Annotated in this window: 30 protein-coding genes; 18 read left to right on the top strand and 12 right to left on the bottom strand. The window is 41.0% G+C overall.

The annotated features are described in order from the left end of the window. Nucleotides 1-11: 11 nt before the first annotated feature. Nucleotides 12-272 carry a hypothetical protein gene (locus ACP69X_RS10610; protein WP_024422721.1) on the bottom strand — a complete coding sequence of 87 codons (261 nt, stop codon included), beginning with the start codon at nt 270-272 and terminating at the stop codon, nt 12-14. A gap of 54 nt (nt 273-326) precedes the next feature. Then, nucleotides 327-758, bottom strand: a complete 432-nt coding sequence (locus ACP69X_RS10605; protein ID WP_007500780.1) for a MarR family transcriptional regulator — start codon at nt 756-758, stop codon at nt 327-329. Between the two features lie 137 nt (nt 759-895). On the opposite strand from ACP69X_RS10605, the gene msrA reads away from it, so the two are divergent. Then, on the top strand, nt 896-1429 hold the full coding sequence (msrA, locus tag ACP69X_RS10600) for a peptide-methionine (S)-S-oxide reductase MsrA (protein WP_024422720.1): 534 nt from the start codon (nt 896-898) through the stop codon (nt 1427-1429). Next, nucleotides 1429-1860 carry a peptide-methionine (R)-S-oxide reductase MsrB gene (gene msrB / locus ACP69X_RS10595; protein WP_073979703.1) on the top strand — a complete coding sequence of 144 codons (432 nt, stop codon included), beginning with the start codon at nt 1429-1431 and terminating at the stop codon, nt 1858-1860. Before msrA ends, msrB begins: the two co-directional genes overlap by 1 nt. Before the next feature lie 51 nt (nt 1861-1911). Here msrB and ACP69X_RS10590 read toward each other — a convergent pair whose 3' ends face one another. Beyond that, nucleotides 1912-2940 (bottom strand): SDR family NAD(P)-dependent oxidoreductase, encoded by a 1029-nt coding sequence (locus tag ACP69X_RS10590; protein ID WP_073979704.1) that lies wholly within the window; start codon nt 2938-2940, stop codon nt 1912-1914. Nucleotides 2941-3191: 251 nt separating this feature from the next. Between ACP69X_RS10590 and ACP69X_RS10585 the strand changes: the two genes are divergently transcribed. Next, nucleotides 3192-3914, top strand: coding sequence for a cytidylyltransferase domain-containing protein (locus ACP69X_RS10585; protein WP_041086832.1), 723 nt, complete (start codon nt 3192-3194; stop codon nt 3912-3914). 29 nt (nt 3915-3943) lie between these two features. Here the strand turns inward: ACP69X_RS10585 and ACP69X_RS10580 are convergent, their stop codons facing one another. Next, nucleotides 3944-4906, bottom strand: a complete 963-nt coding sequence (locus tag ACP69X_RS10580) for a CgeB family protein (RefSeq protein ID WP_041085755.1) — start codon at nt 4904-4906, stop codon at nt 3944-3946. A 15-nt stretch (nt 4907-4921) separates the two neighbouring features. After that, a complete protein-coding gene (locus ACP69X_RS10575; RefSeq protein ID WP_024422714.1) occupies nt 4922-5323 on the bottom strand; it encodes a hypothetical protein in 402 nt (133 codons plus the stop codon). Between the two features lie 207 nt (nt 5324-5530). Between ACP69X_RS10575 and cgeC the strand changes: the two genes are divergently transcribed. The 7 genes from cgeC to ACP69X_RS10540 all read left to right on the top strand — a co-directional run bounded on the left by cgeC (nt 5531) and on the right by ACP69X_RS10540 (nt 11617). After that, nucleotides 5531-5851, top strand: coding sequence for a spore maturation protein CgeC (gene cgeC, locus ACP69X_RS10570; protein WP_426052672.1), 321 nt, complete (start codon nt 5531-5533; stop codon nt 5849-5851). A gap of 17 nt (nt 5852-5868) precedes the next feature. After that, nucleotides 5869-7164 carry a glycosyltransferase family 2 protein gene (locus ACP69X_RS10565; protein ID WP_426052671.1) on the top strand — a complete coding sequence of 432 codons (1296 nt, stop codon included), beginning with the start codon at nt 5869-5871 and terminating at the stop codon, nt 7162-7164. A gap of 145 nt (nt 7165-7309) precedes the next feature. Further along, entirely contained in the window at nt 7310-8686 is a 1377-nt protein-coding gene (locus tag ACP69X_RS10560; RefSeq protein WP_041085749.1) for a sigma-54 interaction domain-containing protein, read from the top strand. 117 nt (nt 8687-8803) lie between these two features. Next, complete coding sequence (gene ablA, locus ACP69X_RS10555) at nt 8804-10204, top strand: lysine 2,3-aminomutase (protein WP_041085747.1); 1401 nt, start codon at nt 8804-8806, stop codon at nt 10202-10204. Between the two features lie 2 nt (nt 10205-10206). Continuing rightward, on the top strand, nt 10207-10488 hold the full coding sequence (locus tag ACP69X_RS10550) for a YokU family protein (RefSeq protein ID WP_041085745.1): 282 nt from the start codon (nt 10207-10209) through the stop codon (nt 10486-10488). A 79-nt stretch (nt 10489-10567) separates the two neighbouring features. Next, nucleotides 10568-10792, top strand: coding sequence for a YozE family protein (locus tag ACP69X_RS10545; protein WP_024422709.1), 225 nt, complete (start codon nt 10568-10570; stop codon nt 10790-10792). A gap of 144 nt (nt 10793-10936) precedes the next feature. Continuing rightward, nucleotides 10937-11617, top strand: a complete 681-nt coding sequence (locus ACP69X_RS10540; RefSeq protein ID WP_039179337.1) for a hypothetical protein — start codon at nt 10937-10939, stop codon at nt 11615-11617. Here ACP69X_RS10540 and ACP69X_RS10535 read toward each other — a convergent pair. Then, nucleotides 11614-11748: a hypothetical protein gene (locus ACP69X_RS10535; protein ID WP_255290989.1), complete on the bottom strand. Its 135-nt coding sequence runs from the start codon at nt 11746-11748 to the stop codon at nt 11614-11616. The two genes, ACP69X_RS10540 and ACP69X_RS10535, sit on opposite strands and share 4 nt — an antisense overlap. A 119-nt stretch (nt 11749-11867) precedes the next feature. Here ACP69X_RS10535 and ACP69X_RS10530 point away from each other — a divergent pair, with 119 nt between their 5' ends. The 5 genes from ACP69X_RS10530 (at nt 11868) to ACP69X_RS10510 (ending at nt 14776) form a co-directional block, all read left to right on the top strand. Continuing rightward, nucleotides 11868-12038 carry a YozD family protein gene (locus tag ACP69X_RS10530; RefSeq protein WP_064497481.1) on the top strand — a complete coding sequence of 57 codons (171 nt, stop codon included), beginning with the start codon at nt 11868-11870 and terminating at the stop codon, nt 12036-12038. A gap of 50 nt (nt 12039-12088) precedes the next feature. Continuing rightward, nucleotides 12089-12697: a phosphatase PAP2 family protein gene (locus tag ACP69X_RS10525; RefSeq protein WP_041085743.1), complete on the top strand. Its 609-nt coding sequence runs from the start codon at nt 12089-12091 to the stop codon at nt 12695-12697. A 54-nt stretch (nt 12698-12751) separates the two neighbouring features. Next, nucleotides 12752-13069 carry a hypothetical protein gene (locus ACP69X_RS10520; protein WP_039179333.1) on the top strand — a complete coding sequence of 106 codons (318 nt, stop codon included), beginning with the start codon at nt 12752-12754 and terminating at the stop codon, nt 13067-13069. Between the two features lie 112 nt (nt 13070-13181). After that, nucleotides 13182-13877 (top strand): purine-nucleoside phosphorylase, encoded by a 696-nt coding sequence (gene deoD / locus ACP69X_RS10515; protein ID WP_012010274.1) that lies wholly within the window; start codon nt 13182-13184, stop codon nt 13875-13877. A 68-nt stretch (nt 13878-13945) separates the two neighbouring features. Then, nucleotides 13946-14776 carry a M15 family metallopeptidase gene (locus tag ACP69X_RS10510; protein ID WP_039179330.1) on the top strand — a complete coding sequence of 277 codons (831 nt, stop codon included), beginning with the start codon at nt 13946-13948 and terminating at the stop codon, nt 14774-14776. A 50-nt stretch (nt 14777-14826) separates the two neighbouring features. Here ACP69X_RS10510 and ACP69X_RS10505 read toward each other — a convergent pair whose 3' ends face one another. After that, the gene (locus ACP69X_RS10505) at nt 14827-15078 is read right to left on the bottom strand and encodes a hypothetical protein (protein WP_024422704.1); all 252 of its coding nucleotides are present in this window, start codon (nt 15076-15078) and stop codon (nt 14827-14829) included. Between the two features lie 92 nt (nt 15079-15170). Continuing rightward, nucleotides 15171-15869, bottom strand: a complete 699-nt coding sequence (locus ACP69X_RS10500; protein ID WP_073979709.1) for a class I SAM-dependent methyltransferase — start codon at nt 15867-15869, stop codon at nt 15171-15173. A gap of 150 nt (nt 15870-16019) precedes the next feature. Between ACP69X_RS10500 and ACP69X_RS10495 the strand changes: the two genes are divergently transcribed. Beyond that, complete coding sequence (locus ACP69X_RS10495; protein WP_218677277.1) at nt 16020-17405, top strand: S41 family peptidase; 1386 nt, start codon at nt 16020-16022, stop codon at nt 17403-17405. Nucleotides 17406-17437: 32 nt separating this feature from the next. On the opposite strand, the gene ACP69X_RS10490 is transcribed toward ACP69X_RS10495, so the two are convergent. The 3 genes from ACP69X_RS10490 to ACP69X_RS10480 all read right to left on the bottom strand — a co-directional run bounded on the left by ACP69X_RS10490 (nt 17438) and on the right by ACP69X_RS10480 (nt 19984). Beyond that, nucleotides 17438-18925: a sodium:solute symporter family protein gene (locus ACP69X_RS10490; protein ID WP_075611533.1), complete on the bottom strand. Its 1488-nt coding sequence runs from the start codon at nt 18923-18925 to the stop codon at nt 17438-17440. Continuing rightward, the gene (locus ACP69X_RS10485; protein ID WP_024422700.1) at nt 18925-19128 is read right to left on the bottom strand and encodes a DUF3311 domain-containing protein; all 204 of its coding nucleotides are present in this window, start codon (nt 19126-19128) and stop codon (nt 18925-18927) included. Before ACP69X_RS10485 ends, ACP69X_RS10490 begins: the two co-directional genes overlap by 1 nt. Before the next feature lie 238 nt (nt 19129-19366). Continuing rightward, entirely contained in the window at nt 19367-19984 is a 618-nt protein-coding gene (locus ACP69X_RS10480; RefSeq protein WP_041085726.1) for a nitroreductase family protein, read from the bottom strand. Between the two features lie 138 nt (nt 19985-20122). Here ACP69X_RS10480 and ACP69X_RS10475 point away from each other — a divergent pair, with 138 nt between their 5' ends. Beyond that, complete coding sequence (locus ACP69X_RS10475; RefSeq protein WP_041085725.1) at nt 20123-20455, top strand: winged helix-turn-helix transcriptional regulator; 333 nt, start codon at nt 20123-20125, stop codon at nt 20453-20455. 75 nt (nt 20456-20530) lie between these two features. Continuing rightward, complete coding sequence (locus ACP69X_RS10470; RefSeq protein ID WP_024422697.1) at nt 20531-20749, top strand: hypothetical protein; 219 nt, start codon at nt 20531-20533, stop codon at nt 20747-20749. A 40-nt stretch (nt 20750-20789) separates the two neighbouring features. On the opposite strand, the gene ACP69X_RS10465 is transcribed toward ACP69X_RS10470, so the two are convergent. After that, nucleotides 20790-21263 carry a spore gernimation protein GerT gene (locus ACP69X_RS10465; protein ID WP_039179316.1) on the bottom strand — a complete coding sequence of 158 codons (474 nt, stop codon included), beginning with the start codon at nt 21261-21263 and terminating at the stop codon, nt 20790-20792. Between the last annotated feature and the right edge of the window lie 34 nt (nt 21264-21297).

Genomic DNA, 21297 nt, shown 5'->3' with positions numbered 1-21297 from the left:
AGGCCGGCATGTTAAGAAGGAGAAGAATATTGATGATATTCAGCTAGTTTAATGAACGTTTTTTCATCCTCAATTAAACCACAAACACCGCACTGGACTTTCATTTGAGGACCTTGATAGCTCAAGTGAAAAGGAGACAGCTGTTCTCCTTCGTATCTTTCGACAACTGCTCCTGTTGCTGGATCTAGCTTGACAGGTTCTGAAAGCTGCTCAATGAGATTAAAGCGCGTTCTGTTTGTTTTACAGTTTGGACACAGGTAAGGGCTTGTCATGGTTCATTCCACCTCTTTTTATCCGTAGCATGTCCTGAGCGCTAAAATCTATGCTTAATCCTTTTGACTTTTATCCAGTTTTTTAAATAATTTGATCATTGTTTTTAGTTCTTCGTCATCAAATGATTCAAATCGCTCCATAAAGTATTCCGTTTTCTTTTTCTCAAAATGCTCAGTAATTTCCTTACCCTTATCGGTTAAGTGGATTTTGATGATGCGGCGGTCCTCTTTTGAGCGGATACGGGTGATCCAGCCTTTTTCTACGAGTGTGTCAGTCACAGCGGTAATATGACTTGCTGACACTCCAAGAATGGAAGCGAATTCCGTTACTTTTTTTGCACCTTGCTCTCGGAGCAGATTTAAAATAAGAAATTCATTCCGAGATAATTCGTTTTCGAGCAGGCTGTTAATTTCATAACGGATCTGCTTAAATACGGTTCTCAGTAAAGTGTCCATTTCGTACATCATTTGTTTTCTTTGTTCCAATCATTAAACCCCCATTATATTTTAAAGATACGACGTAATGCTTTCTTTTATTTTGGTATACAAGTCGTATCATTTTCATTATTTTTTATCATGTTATAATATGATGATACCATTTTTTAAATGAAGGGGGCACTAATATGTCTGAAAAACAAGAATTAGCCACATTTGCAGGAGGCTGCTTCTGGTGTATGGTTAAACCTTTTGATGAACAGCCGGGCATTATCAAAGTTGAATCAGGGTATACTGGCGGACATACAGTGAATCCGACCTATGAGGAAGTATGTACAAATACAACGGGACATAGAGAAGCGGTTCAAATTACGTTTGATCCTGACGTGTTTCCATATGAGAAGCTGCTAGAGCTGTATTGGCAGCAAATAGACCCAACAGACGATGGCGGGCAATTTGGCGATAGAGGGGAATCTTACCGTACAGGTATTTATGTTCATCATGACGAGCAGCGAAAGCTAGCTGAAGCATCGAAAGAGCAGCTGAGCCAAAGCGGGATTTTCAAAAAACCAATCGTGACAGAAATTTTAGATGCAGGTCCTTTTTATCCAGCAGAGGAATATCATCAGCATTATTATAAGAAAAACAAAATGCACTACGAACGATACCATGTCGGTTCGGGCAGAGCCGGTTTTATTGAGTCCCATTGGAGTGATAAATAATGGCAAATGAAAAAGAAAAGCGTATAAAAGAATTAAACCGCATACAGTACGAAGTCACGCAAAATAATGGTACAGAGCCGCCATTTCAAAATGAATTTTGGGATCATAAAGAAGAAGGTATTTATGTGGATATCATTTCAGGAAAGCCGCTTTTTTCTTCTTTAGATAAGTTTGATGCCCACTGCGGATGGCCAAGTTTTACAAAACCGCTTGAAGAGGAAGAAGTAGCAGAGAAGGTTGATACGAGTCATGGAATGGTGCGGACAGAGGTTCGCAGTAAAACAGCTGATTCTCATCTAGGTCATGTTTTTCCTGATGGACCAGGGCCAAACGGTCTTAGGTATTGTATAAACTCAGCCGCTTTAAAGTTTATCCCAAAGGATGATCTTGAAAAAGAAGGCTACGGGGATTTGAAACATCTATTTGATTGATCCATTTAAAAATCGTCACATGGAAAGCAGCTGCTTCCGTGTGACGATTTTTTATTTTTTATGATGTGTATGATGTAATTGTTCGATGATGTGGAACAGCTTTTCTTTTGTAATGAGCGGTGCTTCTTTTGAGGTGTAATTCGTTAAGTCGACTTTTTGAAAGGCAGGGTGCAAATGTGGTCTCGGTAAAATGGCATAAAATTGTTCATGTTCAAACAGTGCATCTGCTTCGTGCGGGAATGTGAGCTCCTCGTGAAGCTTTTCGCCAGGTCTTTTTCCGACTACAAGAACATCTGGAGATTTAGCATTGATTTGAGCGGCATATTCATGAAACGCTTTTAAAAGATCGGCAAGCTGTAAGGACTCCATCTTGAGAATGAAGGTTTCGCCGCCTTTCATCATGATTGCTGCTTGAAGTGTGAGGGAAACAGCCTCTTCAATGGACATAAAAAAACGTGTCATATGAGGATCAGTCACGGTCAAAGGTTTTTCATTTAATAGCTGCTGGAGCATGATCGGAATGACGGAACCTCTAGATCCAAGCACATTGCCAAAGCGTACAGAGCAAAACCTGGTTTTTTGATTCGGAATACTTTCGTTTGCTTGGGAAAATAGTTTTTCTGAAATCAATTTTGTTGCACCCATGGCATTAGTCGGAGAAACTGCTTTGTCAGTTGAAATGTTGACAACATGACTCACTTCATGTTCGAGGGCTGCTTCAATGACGTGCTGCCCGCCGATGATATTCGTTTGAACGGCTTCGAACGGATTATCTTCACAAGTGGGTACTTGTTTTAAGGCTGCTGCATGGAAAATGATATCCACACCTTTGACGAGCTGTTTCACGCGGCTTGCATCCCGGACATCTCCTAAAGCGAATACGACATTTGGATGATCTGCGTACTCATTTTTCATCATGTATTGTTTGCTGTCATCTTTACTGAAGACGATCACCTTTTTTGGAGAGCAGCTTGTTAATTTATTCACGATTTGCCGGCCGATGGATCCTGTACCGCCTGTAACTAATATCGTCTTGTCGCGAAAAAAGGTCTTCAAAGTCGTTTCTATCTGATTGGACATATCTAATCCCCCAACTCTCATTTCTCTACTTTGCATCATATGTGAAAGAGCGGCATTCGTTTGAGGAAAAGAACCACTTCATGTATAAATTAGGTGAACAAATTATAACCATCTCCTTGTCGTCTTAATAGAATATGGAGAGAAAAGAGATCAACTAGAAAAACGAGAGACCTGAATACTTCAGTACTGCGGTCAGCTCGGGCAGTGAAGAAAATTGTATGGGAGCTGTGCGCGAGGGGAGAAGAGAAGACATGTATAGGGGAAATCGTATTTTAGCCATGATACCTGCATTTAGAAGTCACGACGGCCAGCATGATGAACACATACGCATATTGGCAGAGCGGCCGCTTATCTTTTGGACCATTCAGCCGCTTTTGCAAATGATTGAGTTAGATGAAGTCATCGTCTCTTCGGAGGATGTCAATACGCAAATCATTTCATCTCACTACGGAGCAAATGTGATTGAACTGCCAAGCACACATGTAACAGAACAAACGCCGTCGCTGTTAGCTGTGAAGCATGCGCTTGCTTATTTAGAGCGGGAGGGGAAAACCTTTGATATTGTGCTGTATCTGCAACCATCGTCTCCTCTAAGACAGCCGGCAGATATCGAGAAGTGCTTGCAGCTTTTAGTGGAGGGGGGATATGACTGCACCGCATCTTTTACAGAGGCGTTAGAAAACCCAAATGAAACTTGGACACTTCATGAAAACAATGAAGCTACTTTATATAAGGACAATCATTACTTTTTTATGCCAAAGCATGAGCAGCCATATACGTATGGCCGGCTAAATGGTGCGGTATATGCTTTTCATGCTCATTATGCAAAAGAATGCATTCATTCCTTTTTAGAAGGATCTGTCGGAGCATATATGATGGATCACACGCGGTCGCTTGTGGTGAAACAGGAAAGAGACCGGAAAGAAGCTGAGAACGTCTTATTGGCTCGCCGAGATGCGGAAGATCATGCATAAGCTAGCATTCAACGAGAAAAAGCGCCCAGTTATAGGGCGCTTTTTACGATTTCATAAAGCCTTTGCGGCATCGTATCAAATGTATTCCAGCGAACGGCTTGCTCGTAGTTGTTCAGTGCGGCCGCCTTTCTTTCACCTGCATTTGATCCATAGTATTCCACCTGTTTGATCAAATCATCCTCGTCTTTGTAAAAAGCAAAGCTTGAAAAAGTAGGCGGAGGATGCAGATCCGTCAATTGAAAACTTCCAGTTGCAGCAATGTCAAATGCTCTGTTATTGAGGCTCATATTTTGAATCATGGCTTTGTTTTTGTTATACACAAAATGAGCGGGCCTATGCGGATTCAGGACAATCGCTGTTTGCTGATAGATGTCCGCCATTTGCTGAGGACTCAGCCAATTCGTTATAAGTGTGAAATCACGATATTGTCTCCGTGATTTATTTAAATGACGGTGCCATTCCTTACCTGCAACGAGAATGCGCCATTTGTTTTGCTTTAAGAGTGTATCGATGGCTTTGATGCGGTTGGGATAAGGGTAACCAACGAGCGCAATGTCATACGTACACATCTCTTGTGGCGATTCATTTTTCTGAAAAACACGTGTATTTGTCGGAATGGGAAAGTAGTGTGTATTTTCAGCGCCTAATTGTTTGTAAAAAGGCAAAATCCCTTCATCAATCGTTAAGATAAGCTGAGCATCACGTGCGCAAGCAGCTGATACATCTGCATAAAAGGGATCTTCTGTCATCCACAGAACGATCGGGATTTTTTCTTGTTTGAATTGATGAAGTACATCTTTCGGAACATGATCACCGATCATCATCAAAACAAAATCCGGAGAAAATGTCCGGATTTTGTGCATGTTAGTGGGTAGAGATTCTCTATCAATCTTTACACAAGAAAAGGGGGAATCAATGAAGCTTTCTTCTACCCATTGATCAAACATGTGATAGATTCCGCCGTAGCCAGAACTGATATAAAGAAGCTTCATGATGACCCTCTCACATTAAGATGTGAATGTAACACTTTCAACTTTATCTACATCTAATAGAGTCGTTGCTGAGCCTGTAGGTGTGACAGAGCTTTCTTGTGTAACAAATACAACACCTGTTGAAGCATCGAATGATACAAATTGAACTGGCCCAATTAAATCTCCTGAGTCAGTGACAATGCTAATGACTGTTCCTGGTGCAAGTCTTGCAAAGATCCATCTTGCTGGCTGAGATACATCGAGTGTTGTAGCAGAATCTGAAGGTGATGCCTCAGCTGCCACTTCACTTAATAAATCGTTCAATTTTTCTTCCATTTGAACTCCTCCTTCTTCGAGATTAGCTGTTAATGCATGAGTAATTGGTTTGAAAAACACTTTCAATAATTCTTTTTTTAATTCAGCACGCTTTTCGCTCATTTTTTCCCCATCCTTTCTTCATCAATTCAAACTCACCCCTATGTATATGCCGTTCATTTTTTTTGGCATAAGCAGAACGCTGATTCCTGATTCTTTTTTTCAATTAATCACTTCACACATTTTTAAAAATGTTTTCAAATGCTGAGGCTAAATGAAGTGACGCTCATACTCTAGTAAAGATTAAATGTGAAGAGAGAGGGATTATGAATGGAATTTGAACAATTATTAGATGGTTGGAACGAAGAATTACTAGAGTCGGAAGGAGTGCTTGAATTCATCTTGATTTTACTTCTTCTTCGCCTTTTAGAAGAAAGTGAGGAAGAGAATGTGTCAGACATCAAAGAATTACTTCGTCCATGGCTTGAGCTTGGCATTCCAGTGCCGCGTGTTCATTTAGTCTATGGAGATGTACTTCAAAACGTGGTTGTTGTGCAATTGTTTGATACGGTTGCGGTCTTTAAAAACGCGACAAATCAGCTAAGGGTGAGTGTTCCTTTTGTGAACATTGTCAGCTGGGGGGCTTTTTAATCTAATCAAAAAGGATAATGATCATGAAAGTATCGGTGATATTAACAAGCTACAATAAACCAGATTTCATTGATCGTGTGCTAAAGAGTATGGTAGAACAAACGTACCCGCATTGGGAGCTTTTGATTATGGATGATGGCTCAGAACAGGGCACCATTCAAAAGATCCAGCCCTATTTAAGTGATGACCGCATTCAGCTGTATTCGAACACGGTTCATCCGGCAAAACGGCTGTTAACCGCACGATATGCGACGCTTATTAATGAAGCATTAACCCGTATAACAGGTGAGCTCATTTGTTATTTAACCGATGATACCGTGTACCATAAAGATCGTTTGCTTAAAATGGTGGATGTTTTTCGGTCGAAGCCTCATATAGATATTGTGTATTCCTCGCAACGGGTCGTGCATGTTAATCAGTATTTAGTGGAAACGATGAGTTTTGTTCGAGAAGCAGATCAAATCTTAGAGCATGCGTCCTTTCAAGTGGATCATTGTTCGGTCATGCACAGAAGCCGCTTGCTTCCACTGATTCATGAAAAATACGGACAATATTGGGATGATGAGCCAAAGCACTGGCATCATGCAGATTCTGTTTTTTGGATGAGGCTGAATCATTTCGCTGCGTTTTTTCCATTAAAAGATGTACTGGATATAACGTATAAAACGCCTCATTCCTTTCATCATCAGTTTTCGAGTATGCCCTATGATTTAATTGACGGAACGGTCATTGAAAAAGAAGGGGATTATTATCAAATCGCAGGCGGAAAACTTCATGGAATTGAAAAGCGCTGGATAAATGAAAAGAACAGGCGTGCGATCCGTGTTCCGCTATTATGTGAGATGAAATATGAAATGAAAGAGAAGCTGGCAGTCCCCAATTATACGGTCGTCACCGCAGATCAGGGGAAAACGTTCTTTTATATTGAAGATCAGAAAAAAAGACGGTTTGCTTCAAAACGTGACGTGCAATATTTTCAGTTTCACCCAAAGGAGATCTATACGATTTCAAATGACCAGCTTCAGGCATTTGAGGATGGCGATATCATCAAAGTTTCTCCTGTATTCAGTCCGCCAAACAGGCGGCTGTTTAAATGGAAACAAGATGTTTATTTACTTGTGCATCATGCCTTTTGCCGTATTGATCCTGAGGTCGTGAAGCGGTTTGCTTTTTATCATCAGCCGATTAAGCTGTACCCGTCCCAATTTACGTTATTTCAGGAAGGAAAGCCGATTGTGCCGCTGTATAGGGAATCGCTGCAAGAATTCGATCTGTCACTTTATCAAACATCTGGGCGAAAGCACTCCTCATAAGGGGGGTGCTTTTTTAAATTTTTGCAGGAAGTAGAAAGGATAAAGCGAAACATGAAAAGGATAGAGAACCATTTAAAAATGATCAAGCCGCTGAAAACTCGGCAATTGATGCCAGTTTTTTGGCACTGAAAGTGAGGGGGAAAGAATGGGGAAGGTTGTCGAAAGAGCAGATTGGTTTGAATTAATTTTAGAAGCCATTGATGAAGCCATTCACGTTGTAGATGATCGAGGGATGACGATTTTTTACAATCATAATGCCGCTAAGTTTGACTGTTTACAAAAAGAAGAGGTGATTGGTAAGTACATCCTTGATGTGTATCCCTCTTTAACTGAAAAAACAAGTACGCTCATGCATGTGTTGAGAACAGGAAAGCCCATTTATCATTCACTGCAAACCTATTTGAATAAAAACGGAGAAAAAATTGAAACAGTGAACACGACATTGCCTATTATTGAAGATAACGAGTTAATAGGTGCGGTCGAAGTCGCAAAAGATGTATCAAAGCTGTCAGCCCTTTCCAATCGTCTAGGTCAAAAAAAGCGGATACATGACGCGGCTGAGGTCGAACAAATGCATGATTTTGCTTCATTTTTAACAAATGACCCGCTTTTAAAAGAAATGCTTGAAAGGGCAAAAAAAGCAGCTGCTTATCCATCATCAGTTGTTGTCTACGGAGAAACAGGGACAGGAAAAGAAGTGCTCGTTCAAGCCATTGTCCATGAATCTGACCGAAAAAACCAAGTGTTCATTCCGCAAAACTGCGCAGCACTGCCAGAATCATTACTTGAAAGTCTATTGTTTGGATCTGTCAAAGGGAGCTATACGGGCGCAATTGATCGCAAGGGACTTTTCGAGTTAGCTGATGGAGGCACGCTTTTTCTTGATGAGCTGCAAGCGATGCCGCTCACGCTTCAGACGAAATTATTACGTGTGTTAGAGGATGGCGTTGTCCGCCGCATCGGTGATGCAAAGTCCATTCAAGTGGATGTTCGGCTCATTACTGCGCTCAATATGGACCCATTCGAAGCAGTGAAAAAGCAAATTTTAAGAGAAGATTTATTTTATAGACTGCATGTGTCATCTTTTCATATTCCGCCGCTTCGTGAGAGAAAGCAAGATATCACGCTGCTATCCCGCCACTTCATTCAAACCTATCATCAGCAGTTTTCAAAAAACGTCACACGGCTTTCTGAAGAAACGGAACGATTGTTTATGGCGCACCACTGGCCTGGGAATGTTAGAGAATTAAAACATACGATAGAGCATGCTGTGTTGATGATGCCAAAGGAAGCGGAAGAGATCACCCCTCTATACCTTCCGGCTCATTTACGTGAGCAAAAGCTGGAAAAGGAAACATCTGAATCCTCCTTAAAAAATCAAGTGTCTTCATTTGAACAAACATTGATTCAAGAAGCTTTGCATCAGCATAATGGGAATATTAAAAAAACCGCCGCCGCCTTAAAAATCCCTCGACAAACGCTGCAATATAAACTAAAGAAATATGCAGATGCCGAAATGTAGGCACTGCATCCAATTGAATATGAAGGGTAAAGCTCCTTTTCTAAAGAATAGGGGCATTTTCCCATGTTGGCACATAACTTGCATAGTATAAAGTGAATGCTGATAGGGGGAATGGAAATGAATCAGAAATTGTATGAACCGGCACGTCACTGGAAGGACATTGAGCTTTGGAAAGATGTACCTGAGGAAAAGTGGAACGACTGGATTTGGCAGCTGACGCATACCGTGAAAACGCTTGAGGATTTAGAAAAAATCGTAAACTTAACAGAAGAGGAAAAAGAAGGGGTGAAGATATCCACCAAAACCATTCCACTCAACATTACACCCTACTATGCCTCACTGATGAATCCAGACGATCCAAGATGTCCAATACGTATGCAATCTGTGCCAATTGCAGAAGAGCTTCATAAAACAAAATATGATCTGGAAGACCCGCTGCATGAAGATGAGGACTCACCTGTCCCGGGGCTCACGCACCGGTATCCAGATCGCGTGCTGTTTCTTGTGACAAATCAGTGCTCGATGTACTGCCGCTATTGTACGAGAAGACGTTTTTCCGGTCAGATTGGTATGGGTGTGCCGAAAAAGCAGTTAGATGCTGCCATTGGATATATTAGAGAAACACCTGAGGTGCGGGACGTGTTAATTTCTGGCGGAGATGGGCTGTTAATCAATGATCAAGTGCTTGAATACATTTTGAAAAACTTACGTGACATTCCGCACGTTGAGATCATTCGGATTGGAACCCGCGCGCCGGTTGTCTTTCCGCAGCGTATAACAGATGAGCTGTGCGAGATTTTGAAAAAATATCACCCAGTTTGGCTGAATACTCACTTCAACACAAGTATTGAAATCACAAAAGAAGCAAAAGAAGCATGCGAACGTCTCGTGAATGCCGGTGTCCCTGTAGGGAATCAGGCCGTCATTCTTGCAGGTATTAATGACAGTGTGCCGATTATGAAGAAGCTGATGCACGACCTCGTGAAGATTCGGGTCAGACCATATTATATTTATCAATGTGATTTATCTGAGGGCATTGGCCATTTTAGAACGCCGGTATCAAAAGGGCTTGAAATCATTGAAGGTTTAAGAGGGCATACGAGCGGTTATGCAGTGCCAAGCTTTGTTGTAGATGCGCCAGGAGGCGGAGGGAAAATTGCCTTACAGCCAAATTATTTATTATCGCAAAGCCCTGACAAAGTCGTCCTTCGTAACTTTGAAGGTGTCATCACCTCTTATCCAGAACCAGAGCATTACGTCGCAGGTCAGGCAGATGCGTATTTCAATGAAATTTATGAAGAAAAACAAGAACCAGCAATTGGTATTACCGCACTATTTGAGGATGAAGCAAGATCGTTTACGCCTGAGAATTTAAATCGAATGAAACGTAGAGAAGCATATGAGACAAATCCTGAGCATGACACACTTAAAAACAAACGTGAAAAACGGGATGAATTAAAAGAGAAGAAATATCAAGCTCAGCTCAAAAAAGAACAAACCGTGAAGGAGGAGAAATAGCCTTGCTGACATGTGATTGGTGTGAGGAAAACAAAGCAAATGCTAAGCAGACAACAGTCTATTGGGAACTGATCACGGGCACACAATCAATTGAAATCATCGAAACGCCGTCCATCTCCTGCACGCACTGCGGTATGACATATCAAAAGGATGAGACGGTCAAAGAGATTGAAGATCAATTAATTTTAGTGGACCAGACAAAACTTCCAGAAAAAATCTCCTATGAAGAATTAATGAGCATGGAGCGGTTATTAAAGCGAAATTACTTTGACTTTTCTTCATAAGTTGTACCTCCGCCTATACAAGTCATCAAATTACTGTATAATATAACAACAAAATAGAGTGTCGCGGAGGGAAAAACAGGTGAAGTCGTTTTACCATTATTTAATGAAGTTCAGACATCCAAAACCGAAAGATGAAATCAGCCATTTTGCAAATGCTGCGTATGAAGATCACAGCTTTCCTAAAGCTTCCACTGATTATCATGAGCTGTGTGCTTATTTAGAATTAAATGGTGATTATCTAAGCTCAATGACAACATTTGACGAAGCGTTTGAGCAATACGAAGTAGAAGTCAAAAAAAAATAACACACAACCGCTTGTTCCATATGGGAGAAGCGGTTTTTTTATAAGAAATAAAATGGCGTTTTGCATGGTGTGGTTGCCCATGCAGAATTCCTTGCGCCGGCATACGATACGTTAAGACCAAAAGTCGGGCAAGGGGGAGACAGAATGAAGGCGAAAGCACCAAAATATCAAGTAGGGGATATTGTCGTCGTTGTCATGTACGGCACAGTCGGAACGATTACAAAAGTCCATCAAATTGACCAGCACTATTTATATGAGGTCAATCATAATGAGGTGCTTTATTTTGAAACATCACTTCAGCTTTACGATGAGTATAGCGGGGTGATTGTCGATACAGAAAAGCTGGACATTGAATATGAGTTCCTCATTGGCGATGTTGTATATGTAAAAGATTACGGAAAAGAGCTATTTAAAATCATCGGTCATCGGACTGAAATTTGGCGCTACCTTGAAGATGGCTGGGAGGATGTCATTTACGAACTTACGAGGCTGAAAGACGGAGAGTGGCTGGAAACAGAAGAGGAAGATTTAACGCTTGTCTTAAGGAAATATGAGATGGATCAGTTTGTTCATCAGCTTCTGTTTGTGCATTACGTCGGAGAAACCTCAAAAGAGTTAGAAGAAGATATGGTTCAAACGGCTCTATTGCAGCTAGAAGAGAAACAAGAAAGCGAAGCTTCACTTGAATTTCTCGCTGTATCTATAGTGGATGAGCTTCTTGATATTTATAACGATTATAAAATTCTCTACGAATTTTTCAAAGATCCAGAATATAAGGATATGATGGATTTTATTTTGGAAAGTTTACACGAACATTTTGGTTAAAGAAAGACTTGTCCTAACACGAATAAAAAATAAGGCACACAGAAAAATGCAATCACATAAAACCATCCCCTCAAGATACGGCCCATCACCTGATCAAATGTTTCTCCATCTAATATGCTTAACCATTTCATTGCCTCAAGCCCCTTTTCTTTTTGTTTACTGCATTTATATGTATGGAATGAGCCATTATGACAAACTGTAATAAAAAACAGCCGGCGTTCATACATCATAAAAAAGGAGGCGGAATGCAATGAAAGAAGCAGATTTGGTGATTGATACAGAGGAAATTGCGGAGTTCTTCTACATGGAGCTGATCAAAAGAGGGTACATACCTGCTGAGCTTGAAACATTTGAGCTGGCTGACATTACATTTGAATATATGCTGAAAAAAGCAATGATAGTTGAAGAAGAGGCGTGGTAGGCACTATACTTTGAAGAGATTCTGAAGAGAGAGGGAGGGGAATCCTTCGCGTGTACATCCTATTTCTTTTCATTTTATTTGGCGCCATTGCTGCGCTCATGGTATCTGGGGCTTGTCAAGATTTGGACAACCAGATCATCTTATGGTTTGAAAGCATCAGACTCCCTTTTTTAAATGATGTCATGTTGGCTTTGACGGACTTTGGCATCAGCGCGCTGCTCGTTCCAATCATGCTCATTTTTAGTGTGGTATTGTTTATGTATAAGCGCTACTACTCTATCATGATGCTTTTTCTATTATATCTCACAGAAAAAACAATCAATCATGAATTAAAGGGGTTGTTTGCTAGAGAGCGTCCGGCCTTTGATCACCTTGTAGGTGAAACGTATTACAGTTTTCCGAGTGGACATTCGATGAATGCAGCCACCATCTATCCTTTTATGGCTTATCTATTAGTTAAGATGATTCCAGGGCTGAAAGAAAGACATAGAATTGTCTATTTGATCACAGGACTAGGCGTCCTAGTCATTGGCATCAGCCGGATGTATATTGGCGTGCATTATTTGACAGATGTCGCTGGAGGCTTTGCGATAGGACTTGCTTTATTTCTCATTTGTAAAAAGATTGACGAAAGATTGTCTGCCATTCGACAAAAATAGAAGAAGGAAATTGACAGATCCCAGCCAATTTTATATTAAAGAGGAGGGATTTGAATGCAATTGACGTTGAGATTTTTTCAAAAGAAACCTTCAGCATTTCACTTAACCATTTATCAAACACCTGAATATGGCGCTGCAAGCGGGCATCAGCCTGTGTACCGGACAAAGATTGGCGGCAGGACACACCTTGATGTACTGGAAAAAGCATTCTCGACATTTAATGTACATGATACAGTCCCTAATGATTACAATGCGCGGTTTATCACAACAGGTGATATTGTTGTGATTGATGATAGGAAAAAGGGGAAGTGCTATTATCAGCTCTCTCCGGCAGGATGGAAACGCAGTGAACGACTAATGACGATAGGCTAAATAGATGATGAATGATGCCAGCTTGAGATCCAGCTGGTATTTTCTTTTTTAAGCTCGATCGTTTATAATAAATAGGATAAAATACATAGTAAACATAAGTGGAGGCTAAAAAATGAGTGTACATATTGGAGCTGAAAAAGGACAAATTGCAGAAACGGTATTGCTACCAGGTGATCCGCTTCGTGCGAAATATATTGCAGATACATATTTAGAAGATGTTGAGTGCTATAACGAAGTGCGCGGAATGTATGGCTATACTGGAACCTATAAAGGAAAACGTGTTTCTGTACAGGGCACTGGGATGGGCGTACCATCTATTTCAATTTATGTGAATGAACTCATTCAAAGCTATGATGTTCAAAACTTAATTCGCGTTGGATCTTGCGGAGCTATCAAAAGGGATGTCAATGTACGTGACGTCATTTTAGCCCAGACATCATCAACAGATTCACAAATGAATCGTGTGGCATTTGGACCGATTGATTATGCGCCATGCGCTGATTTTGGTCTGCTCAAGAAAGCGTACGACACTGCTGAAGCAAAAAATGTCGCTGTACGTGTTGGAAATGTATTTACAGCTGACCAATTTTACAATGAAAAACCACTTGAGCTCATGGCTCAATATGGTATCTTAGCGATCGAAATGGAGACAACCGCTCTTTATTCTCTTGCAGCAAAATTTGATCGAAAAGCGTTATCCATTTTGACAGTGAGTGATCATGTTCTAACAGGAGAAGAAACAACGGCTGAAGAGCGTCAAACAACGTTTGATGAAATGATCTTAATTGCGCTAGACTCCGTTTTATAATAGTATAAAGGGTGTGCTACAACGTAGCGCATCTTTATTTTTTTAGAAGAGCAAAAGGAAGGTATGTCATGAAGAAAAGCTACAAAATACTCTCAATCGCATCGATTCTTGGTTTGACAGCCGCACTATCAGGCTGCCAGTTGCTGGATCAAAAAAGCGGTACATCTGAATCAAACAAAACAAACGAACAAAAAAACGCAGCAAGTTCATCTCCCCAGCACAACTCAAACGATACGGCAGATTCCTCGAATCAAGAGCTGACGTTAAAGAGTGAATATTTCAATGACATCAAGGTTGTGAGCGGTCTGAAAACCATTCAAAATCCTGAAAATGTGCTAGCACTTGTCAACAAAGAATATGCATTACCAGGAACCTATAAACCTTCTGATCTCGTTGTACCAAAAGTAGAATTCTCTTTTTCGGAAGATATTGAAAAGCGATATATCCGCAAAGAAGCAGCGGAAGCGCTTGAAAAGTTATTCAAAGGTGCAAAAAAGGAAAACTTTGAGCTTGCTGCAGTATCTGGCTATCGCTCTTATGACCGTCAAAAAGTCATTTTTGATAGTGAGGTCAAATTAAAAGGCAAAGAAAAAGCACAAGAAGCAGTCGCTTTACCAGGCGAAAGTGAACATCAAACAGGTTTAGCCATGGACATTTCCTCAAAAAGTGCCGGCTTTGAGATCTCTGAAAAGTTTGGTGAAACACCAGATGGCAAATGGGTGGCTAAAAACGCCTACAAATATGGTTTTATCATCCGTTATCCAAAAGGAAAAGAAGACATTACCAAATACGAATATGAGCCGTGGCATTTGCGCTATGTGGGAAAAGAAGCTGCAAAAGCGATGCATGATCACGATTTAACATTTGAAGAATACATGAACAAAGTAAAGAAAATCTAAACAAGTAAAAGGCCTCCCAGCTATTCGGGAGGCCTTCTCTTATTCTTCTTTTAAAAAAAGAACAATCCTGCTAGTGCGAAGCCGGTAATGAACCCAAGGCCGATGCCATACGCTGCACCCCAGCCATAATATCCGCCCCAATAGCCAAAGCCAAAGCCCCCGCGAGACCCGCCGACTGGACGAATATAAACTTTGCGGTTTGTCACACGCTCAATGCGTCCGACATGTACTCTGCCATTACGATCAGTGATTCTAGCGACTTTCCCCATGTGCTGCTGACAAAGCTTGTAGTAGCGCTCCATGTTTTTCCTCCTTATGACAAACTCTTTTCACTCTTATCCTATGCGAGAGACTTCATAGAGTTTGGACAAAACATATAGGAGATTCGCTCATTTTATACGGTACATTCAAATAGAATGTGACTTAGTTGCTTTCGGTGTGCTTGAATGAGATCGTAGTGTGTTTGCAGTGTCTCGTAAAGAGAAGGCGGTATGTGTTCAGATAATTCCATTTCTGTCGGTTCCTCCTGCACCATATGTTCATCGAATGAGAGAATCTGAATGTCACGGAAGCCTGCTGCTGTTAACTGCTCCTTCCATTCTTCAAGCGACAAGAGCGAGTGAAAACCGTAAAAATCTCGAACAATTGCCATCTCTTCACATGTAAGAGGAGCTTTTAACACAGCTTCATTTGCAATCAATTGACTGCCAGGAGCAAGGACGCGTTTGATCTCAGCAAGTGCAGCAGGCAGCTTGGTAAAGCTTAAAACAGATTCACTGATGAGTAGAGAGAACGCTTGATCTGGAAAGGGCAGCTGCTCAATGGATGCCTCTAAGGCGCGGGTTGGCAGTTCCTCCCGCTTGAATCGCAGGTTCGCCTTTTCAATCATCAATGGATGCGTATCAATGGCCTCCACCTGATAACCTATATTTCCTAAGTAGGCGGCCGTCTGTCCTGTACCGCATCCGGCATCCAGTATACGTGCATGAGGCGGCAGTTTTATATGCTCAATCATCGTTTTTGTTAACTCAATTCCGCCAGGATGGGCACCTGATACGCCAAAATAGGCAAGCATTTCTACATAATCACTCATATCATCCCTTCTTTCCTTATCCTGTTCCTCTCTAAAGATTATGCAATAAAGGAGCAAATGGCTTATCTTTTCAAATAGAAGTTGATCCTTTGGTTGACGGATGAGGCATCGTCCTTGATAATAATGAAAGGAGATAAAGGTGGTGTTTTTTTGAAAAAACAAATGAAGTTCGTGGTAGCCATTCTGGTGACTGCTGCACTGTCCTCTGCGATTACATTTGTGATCACAAAACAAGGTGCTGTCAGCGTCTCTGGAGACGAGAAGTTTAGTAAACTCATGGCTGCGTATACGAAGGTAAAGGATGAGTATTACGAAAAAACGGATGATCAAAAACTAGTAGATGGTGCGATCCAAGGAATGATTGCATCACTTGATGATCCATACTCTACATACATGGATCAGGAGGAAGCCGAAGGATTTAACAACACCATTTCTTCATCATTTGAAGGAATTGGTGCACAAGTAGAAGAGAAGGATGGACAAATTTTAATTGTCGCGCCGATTAAAGGCTCTCCTGCTGAAAAAGCTGGTTTGAAACCTCATGATCATATTTTAAAAGTGGATGGAAAAAGCACCAAAGGAATGTCGGTCAATAAAGCCGTCTCTCTCATCAGAGGAAAAAAAGGAACGGATGTCCAGCTGCATCTCAACCGTCAAGGAGTTGGCAATGTAGATGTGACCATCACAAGAGACACGATTCCACTTGAGACGGTGTATGCCAAACTCACAAAAGACAAAATAGGAGAAATCCAAATTACGTCCTTTGCTGAAACTACATCGAAAGAGCTGGATAAAGCGATTGATGACCTCGAGAAAAAAGGGGCAAAAGGTTTTGTCATTGACCTAAGAGATAATCCAGGCGGCATTATGACAGAAGCCATTGAAATGAGCAATGACTTTATCGATAAAGGGAAAGTCATTATGCAGGTTGAAGAAAAAGGGAAGAAACAAGTGTACAAGGCTGAAAAAGAACGCAAAGTCCATCAGCCGGCAGTTGTTCTTGTAAATGGCGGTTCAGCCAGTGCTGCTGAAATCATGGCGGCGGCTCTGCACCAATCTTCAGGCATTCAAATTGTGGGTGAAAAGACGTTCGGCAAAGGAACTGTTCAAAATGCGCAAAACTATAATGACGGTTCTAGTGTCAAGTTAACCATTGCAAAATGGCTGACTCCAGACGGTTCTTGGATTCACAAAAAAGGAATTGAACCACAGATCAAAGCAGCTCTTCCAAGTTATGCAAAGCTGCCGTACTTAAGCCCGAAAAAATCGTATGAGCTAAATGACAATGGAGATGAAGTCAAAGCGGCTCAAAAAATGTTCCAAGCGCTCGGCTACAAAGCAAAAGCAAACGGTGAGTACGATCAAGCATTCCAGACTATCGTCAAAAGCTTCCAAACAGACAACAATTTAAAGGCAGACGGTATTCTGACTGGAGATACAACGACCGTTCTGATGACAAAGATCCAAGATAAGTTAAAGAACAACGATACACAAATGAAAAAAGCCATTGAAGTCTTGAAAAAAGAAATGAAATAAAAAAAGCAGTCCTCATGAGGGACTGCTTTTTCTTATCTTGTGATCGCTTCTGTTTTTTCATCATCCTTTTCAAATAGATCATTCATGACAGAATTGGATGTGACCTTCTTTTGGAAGAATGGATTCAAGATCAAGATGACGACGACGTTTGCTAGTAAACCAAGAAAACCTTCATAAAGGCCGAACGTGACTTGTGAGATATTCGCTGTAAAGGTGACGATGATTCCAATGACTAACCCGGCAATCGTTGCTTCTCTCGATTGTTTTTTCCAGAACAAGCTGATGGCAATAGCTGGGAATATTTGGACCATTCCTGAAACACCAATGAGCTGAAGTGTGACAAGTGCAGTTGGGAACAGCATCCCGAATAAAAGAGCGAGCCCGATGACGATAAACACCATCGAACGTGTAATGATGGTCAATCTTTTAGGTGACACATTCGGATGAATTAAGTCACGGTATAAATTATTGGCAAATAAATTCGATGCGCCAATTGCCATGATGGAGCATGGAATGAGGGAAGCCAGTGCAATCGTTGAATAAGCGAGCCCCTGCATCACGCCGCCATATGATGTTTGAATTAAATGAAGAAGAGCAAATCTTGGATTTGTATCTTCTGGTAAGACTAAAAAGGCAATAAATCCAAGGAAGATGACCAAAATCAATACAATATTATAAAGAGGCAAAAACATGCTGTTTTTACGGATGGCATCTGCGCTTTTGGCTGTAAAAACCCCAGTTGCCGCGTGTGCCCACATAAACAAAGCAAGGGCAGAAACGCCTGAAGCAGTAATGAACCATAAAATCCCCTTAGGGCCGCCTTCAGGGATCGTGAGAAGCTGAGGCGCTTCTTTGGCTAACGTGTTCATCATCGGTGTCCAGCCGTTAAAATGAATAATTGGCAGTGAAACCACCATAAACAGCATGATCACCCAAACGAGAATATCCTTAATAATGGCTGTATATGTAGGACCTTTAATACCACTGAAAAATGTATAAAGTGCGACTAAAATAAATGAAATGATAACAACTGCATTGACATTAATATAATTCGTTCCAGCGACAGTTAACGTATCTTGAATCCCGCTCAGCTGAAGACAAATATAAGGAATCAGCATAAGTACCCCAACAATCGCAATCAAACTAGATAACAGCTTGCTGTCAAACCGCTCACGTGCATAATCGGCAAGTGTTGTAAGGTTGTGACTTTTCGCTACCGTCCATAGTTTCGGTAAAAAGAAATAAGCAATAAAATAAGCTAGGACTGAATACGGAATAGCGAAAAAAGCGACGCTTCCAGCTGTATAAGCTGTACTTGTAAGCCCTAAAAAGGTATAAGCTGTATATAAGTCTGCGCCAACGAGGAACCAGACAAGCAGTCCGCCAAATTTTCTCCCGCCGACAGACCATTCTTCTACTGACTGTCTTGATGATTTGTCACGACCAGCGGCAAAACCGATGACCACGACGATGAAAATAATACTTGCAGTAATCAATAAAGCTGTTAAATTTCCTTGCATTAGTCAGTTCCTCCATTTGAATGTTGCATCTTATAAATGATAAATGTGCAAATTGGTGTGAGTACAATCCATAGTAAGAGCCAGAAGTGGAAAAAGGGCAGGCCGATGACAAATGGATGAATGCGATTCGCAAATGGCAGTAATGCGAGCTGTCCAATGAATGGAATCGCGATAAGTAGTGCCAGCATCAATTTTTTGTTCATGATTTCCTCCTGAATATTTTGTAATTTCATAATAATAGCAGTTGTCAGATTAGATCACAAGACCATTTTCAGAAAAAACAATCATATTGGTGAATATCATACTAATATAACGCTTTCATTCTTAAAAAGGAGAAAGAGTGAAGATGTAAAGAGGGAGGAAGGTGAAAGAAAGTATGTAAAAATAATATTTAAAGCAAATAAAAAAGCCTCAGCATAAAAGCTGAGACCTTGCCAATTTTTAAAGGAAATCAGATACTTCTTCGATGTCGAAACGATTGCTTTTATGAGCTTCTTTTGCTGCTTTACCAACTGAAATCAGCATCACTGGGTCGTAGCGGCCGCTGACATTGAATTCCTTGATGTATGCTTCTTTACTGAAGCCACCCATTGCACACGTATCATAGCCCATTGCTTTTGCCGCAATCATTAATTGCATAGCAGCTAATGAAGCATTTGAATACGCTGCTTCTCGTGCATATTGCTCGCTTTGGTATGCGCCATTGATTTGAGTCATCAATGTTTCTTTAATGTCTTCAGTAATAAAGCCTTGTTCAGCCAGCTCACTGTAGATTTTTTCGCCATTTTGGTTAGCTTCAAGGTCACCTAGAACTGCAATAACAGCTGATGCTTGTGATACTTGCTTTTGGTTGTACGCAATTGGAAGTAACTTCGCTTTTGCTTCAGCACTATGGAACACAGTGAAGTGCCAATGTTGAAGGTTCCAAGCAGATGGTGCTTTTGTTGTGATTTCAAGTAGCTCTGTTAACTCTTCTTTTGTCATTTCATGAGTAGTATCATACTCTTTTACTGAAGCTCTTTGTTTTAAGATGTCAATCGTTTTTTGATCGGTCGCCATATGGATATTTCCTCCCGTTTTTGCAAATAGTATGGTACAATAACTAAAAAGTGAGAAACTTACTTATTGTAACTAGACATATTTTAAATTGTACACCGTTAGTTTGTCAAACAATCATGAAAAGAAAGGCTGAAATTTATGGAATTCCAATTATGTCCACACATTCAGCAAGCTTTTTTACTCCTAGGCAAAAGGTGGAATGGGCTTATTATACATGTATTGCTTGATGGTCCAAAGCGTTTTAAAGACCTCACAGACACGATACCGTCTATTAGTCAAAAAATGCTTGCAGAGCGTTTAAAAGAGCTCGAGCAAGAAGGAATTATAGAGAGGACTGTCCTGCCTGAGACGCCTGTCAAAGTCATTTACAGTTTAACTGAAAAAGGGAATGCGTTACATGATGTGTTTCATGAGGTATCTCGGTGGGCAGGGGAGTATACAGACACTCACGACAAAAAGGAGCAAGCCTAGTTTCAGGTTTGCCCAAACATTTTAACTCCTGATGAATATGCTGATGTTAGGCACATGACAAAGGAGGAGAAATGCATGTACCCTCATACTCCGTATTTTCGAGGCGGCGCCCCTGGCATTCCGCCATATGAATCCAGAGTCCCTTTGTTTTTTGGTTTTGGCGCTCCTTTGGTCGGCGGACTGCTTGGCGGATTTCTAGGAAGTGCGATTTTTAATTATCCCCGCCCATATTACCCCCCGCCACCACCGCCTGCTCCACCACCTTATGGCGGCGGATATCCACCATATTATTAAGAGAAAAGAGTAAGCCTGCTTCCATTCCAAAGCAGGCTTTTTATAATGGAATATCAATTTCAGAAATTCCTGGATCATCATGCTTTAAAAACATAATTTCCAATATACCATCTTGATACGACGCCTTCGTTCCTTTTCGCTTCACAGCAGCAGGGAGGACGACTTTCTTCTGCGCCCCTTCTTCAGGAAAATGATCAATAAACAGCAGATTGGCTGTATGTTTGATTTTGACTTTTTCTGTGTTTGGACGAGCAAGTTCAATTTTGACAAACACATGATCAGTCGTCTCGAACACTTCGACTTCTGGCTCTTTTTCCTTTTGGACGTCAGTTTCTCTCGTTTTTTGATTTTGAGAAAGGGGGTCCTGAAATGGGAACTGAGCAGGATAATTGGAGCCGAATACACTTTCCATGACTTGATTGACATACTGCTCAACGTCTTTAGGATCTGAATTCTTTAAGGCTTCTTTTGAGAACTGCTTTTGAAAAGGGAATAATCGGTTCCAGTCGAACATGCGAATCATCCTTTCTAAATGCCCTGAATTAGTA

Origin of the sequence: Bacillus sp. DC4300-2b2 (assembly GCF_049895685.1) — a bacterium.
Lineage (GTDB): Bacteria > Bacillota > Bacilli > Bacillales > Bacillaceae > Bacillus > Bacillus safensis.
Note: the sequence above shows the minus strand (reverse complement) of the source record. Positions and strands in the feature narration are given on the sequence as shown.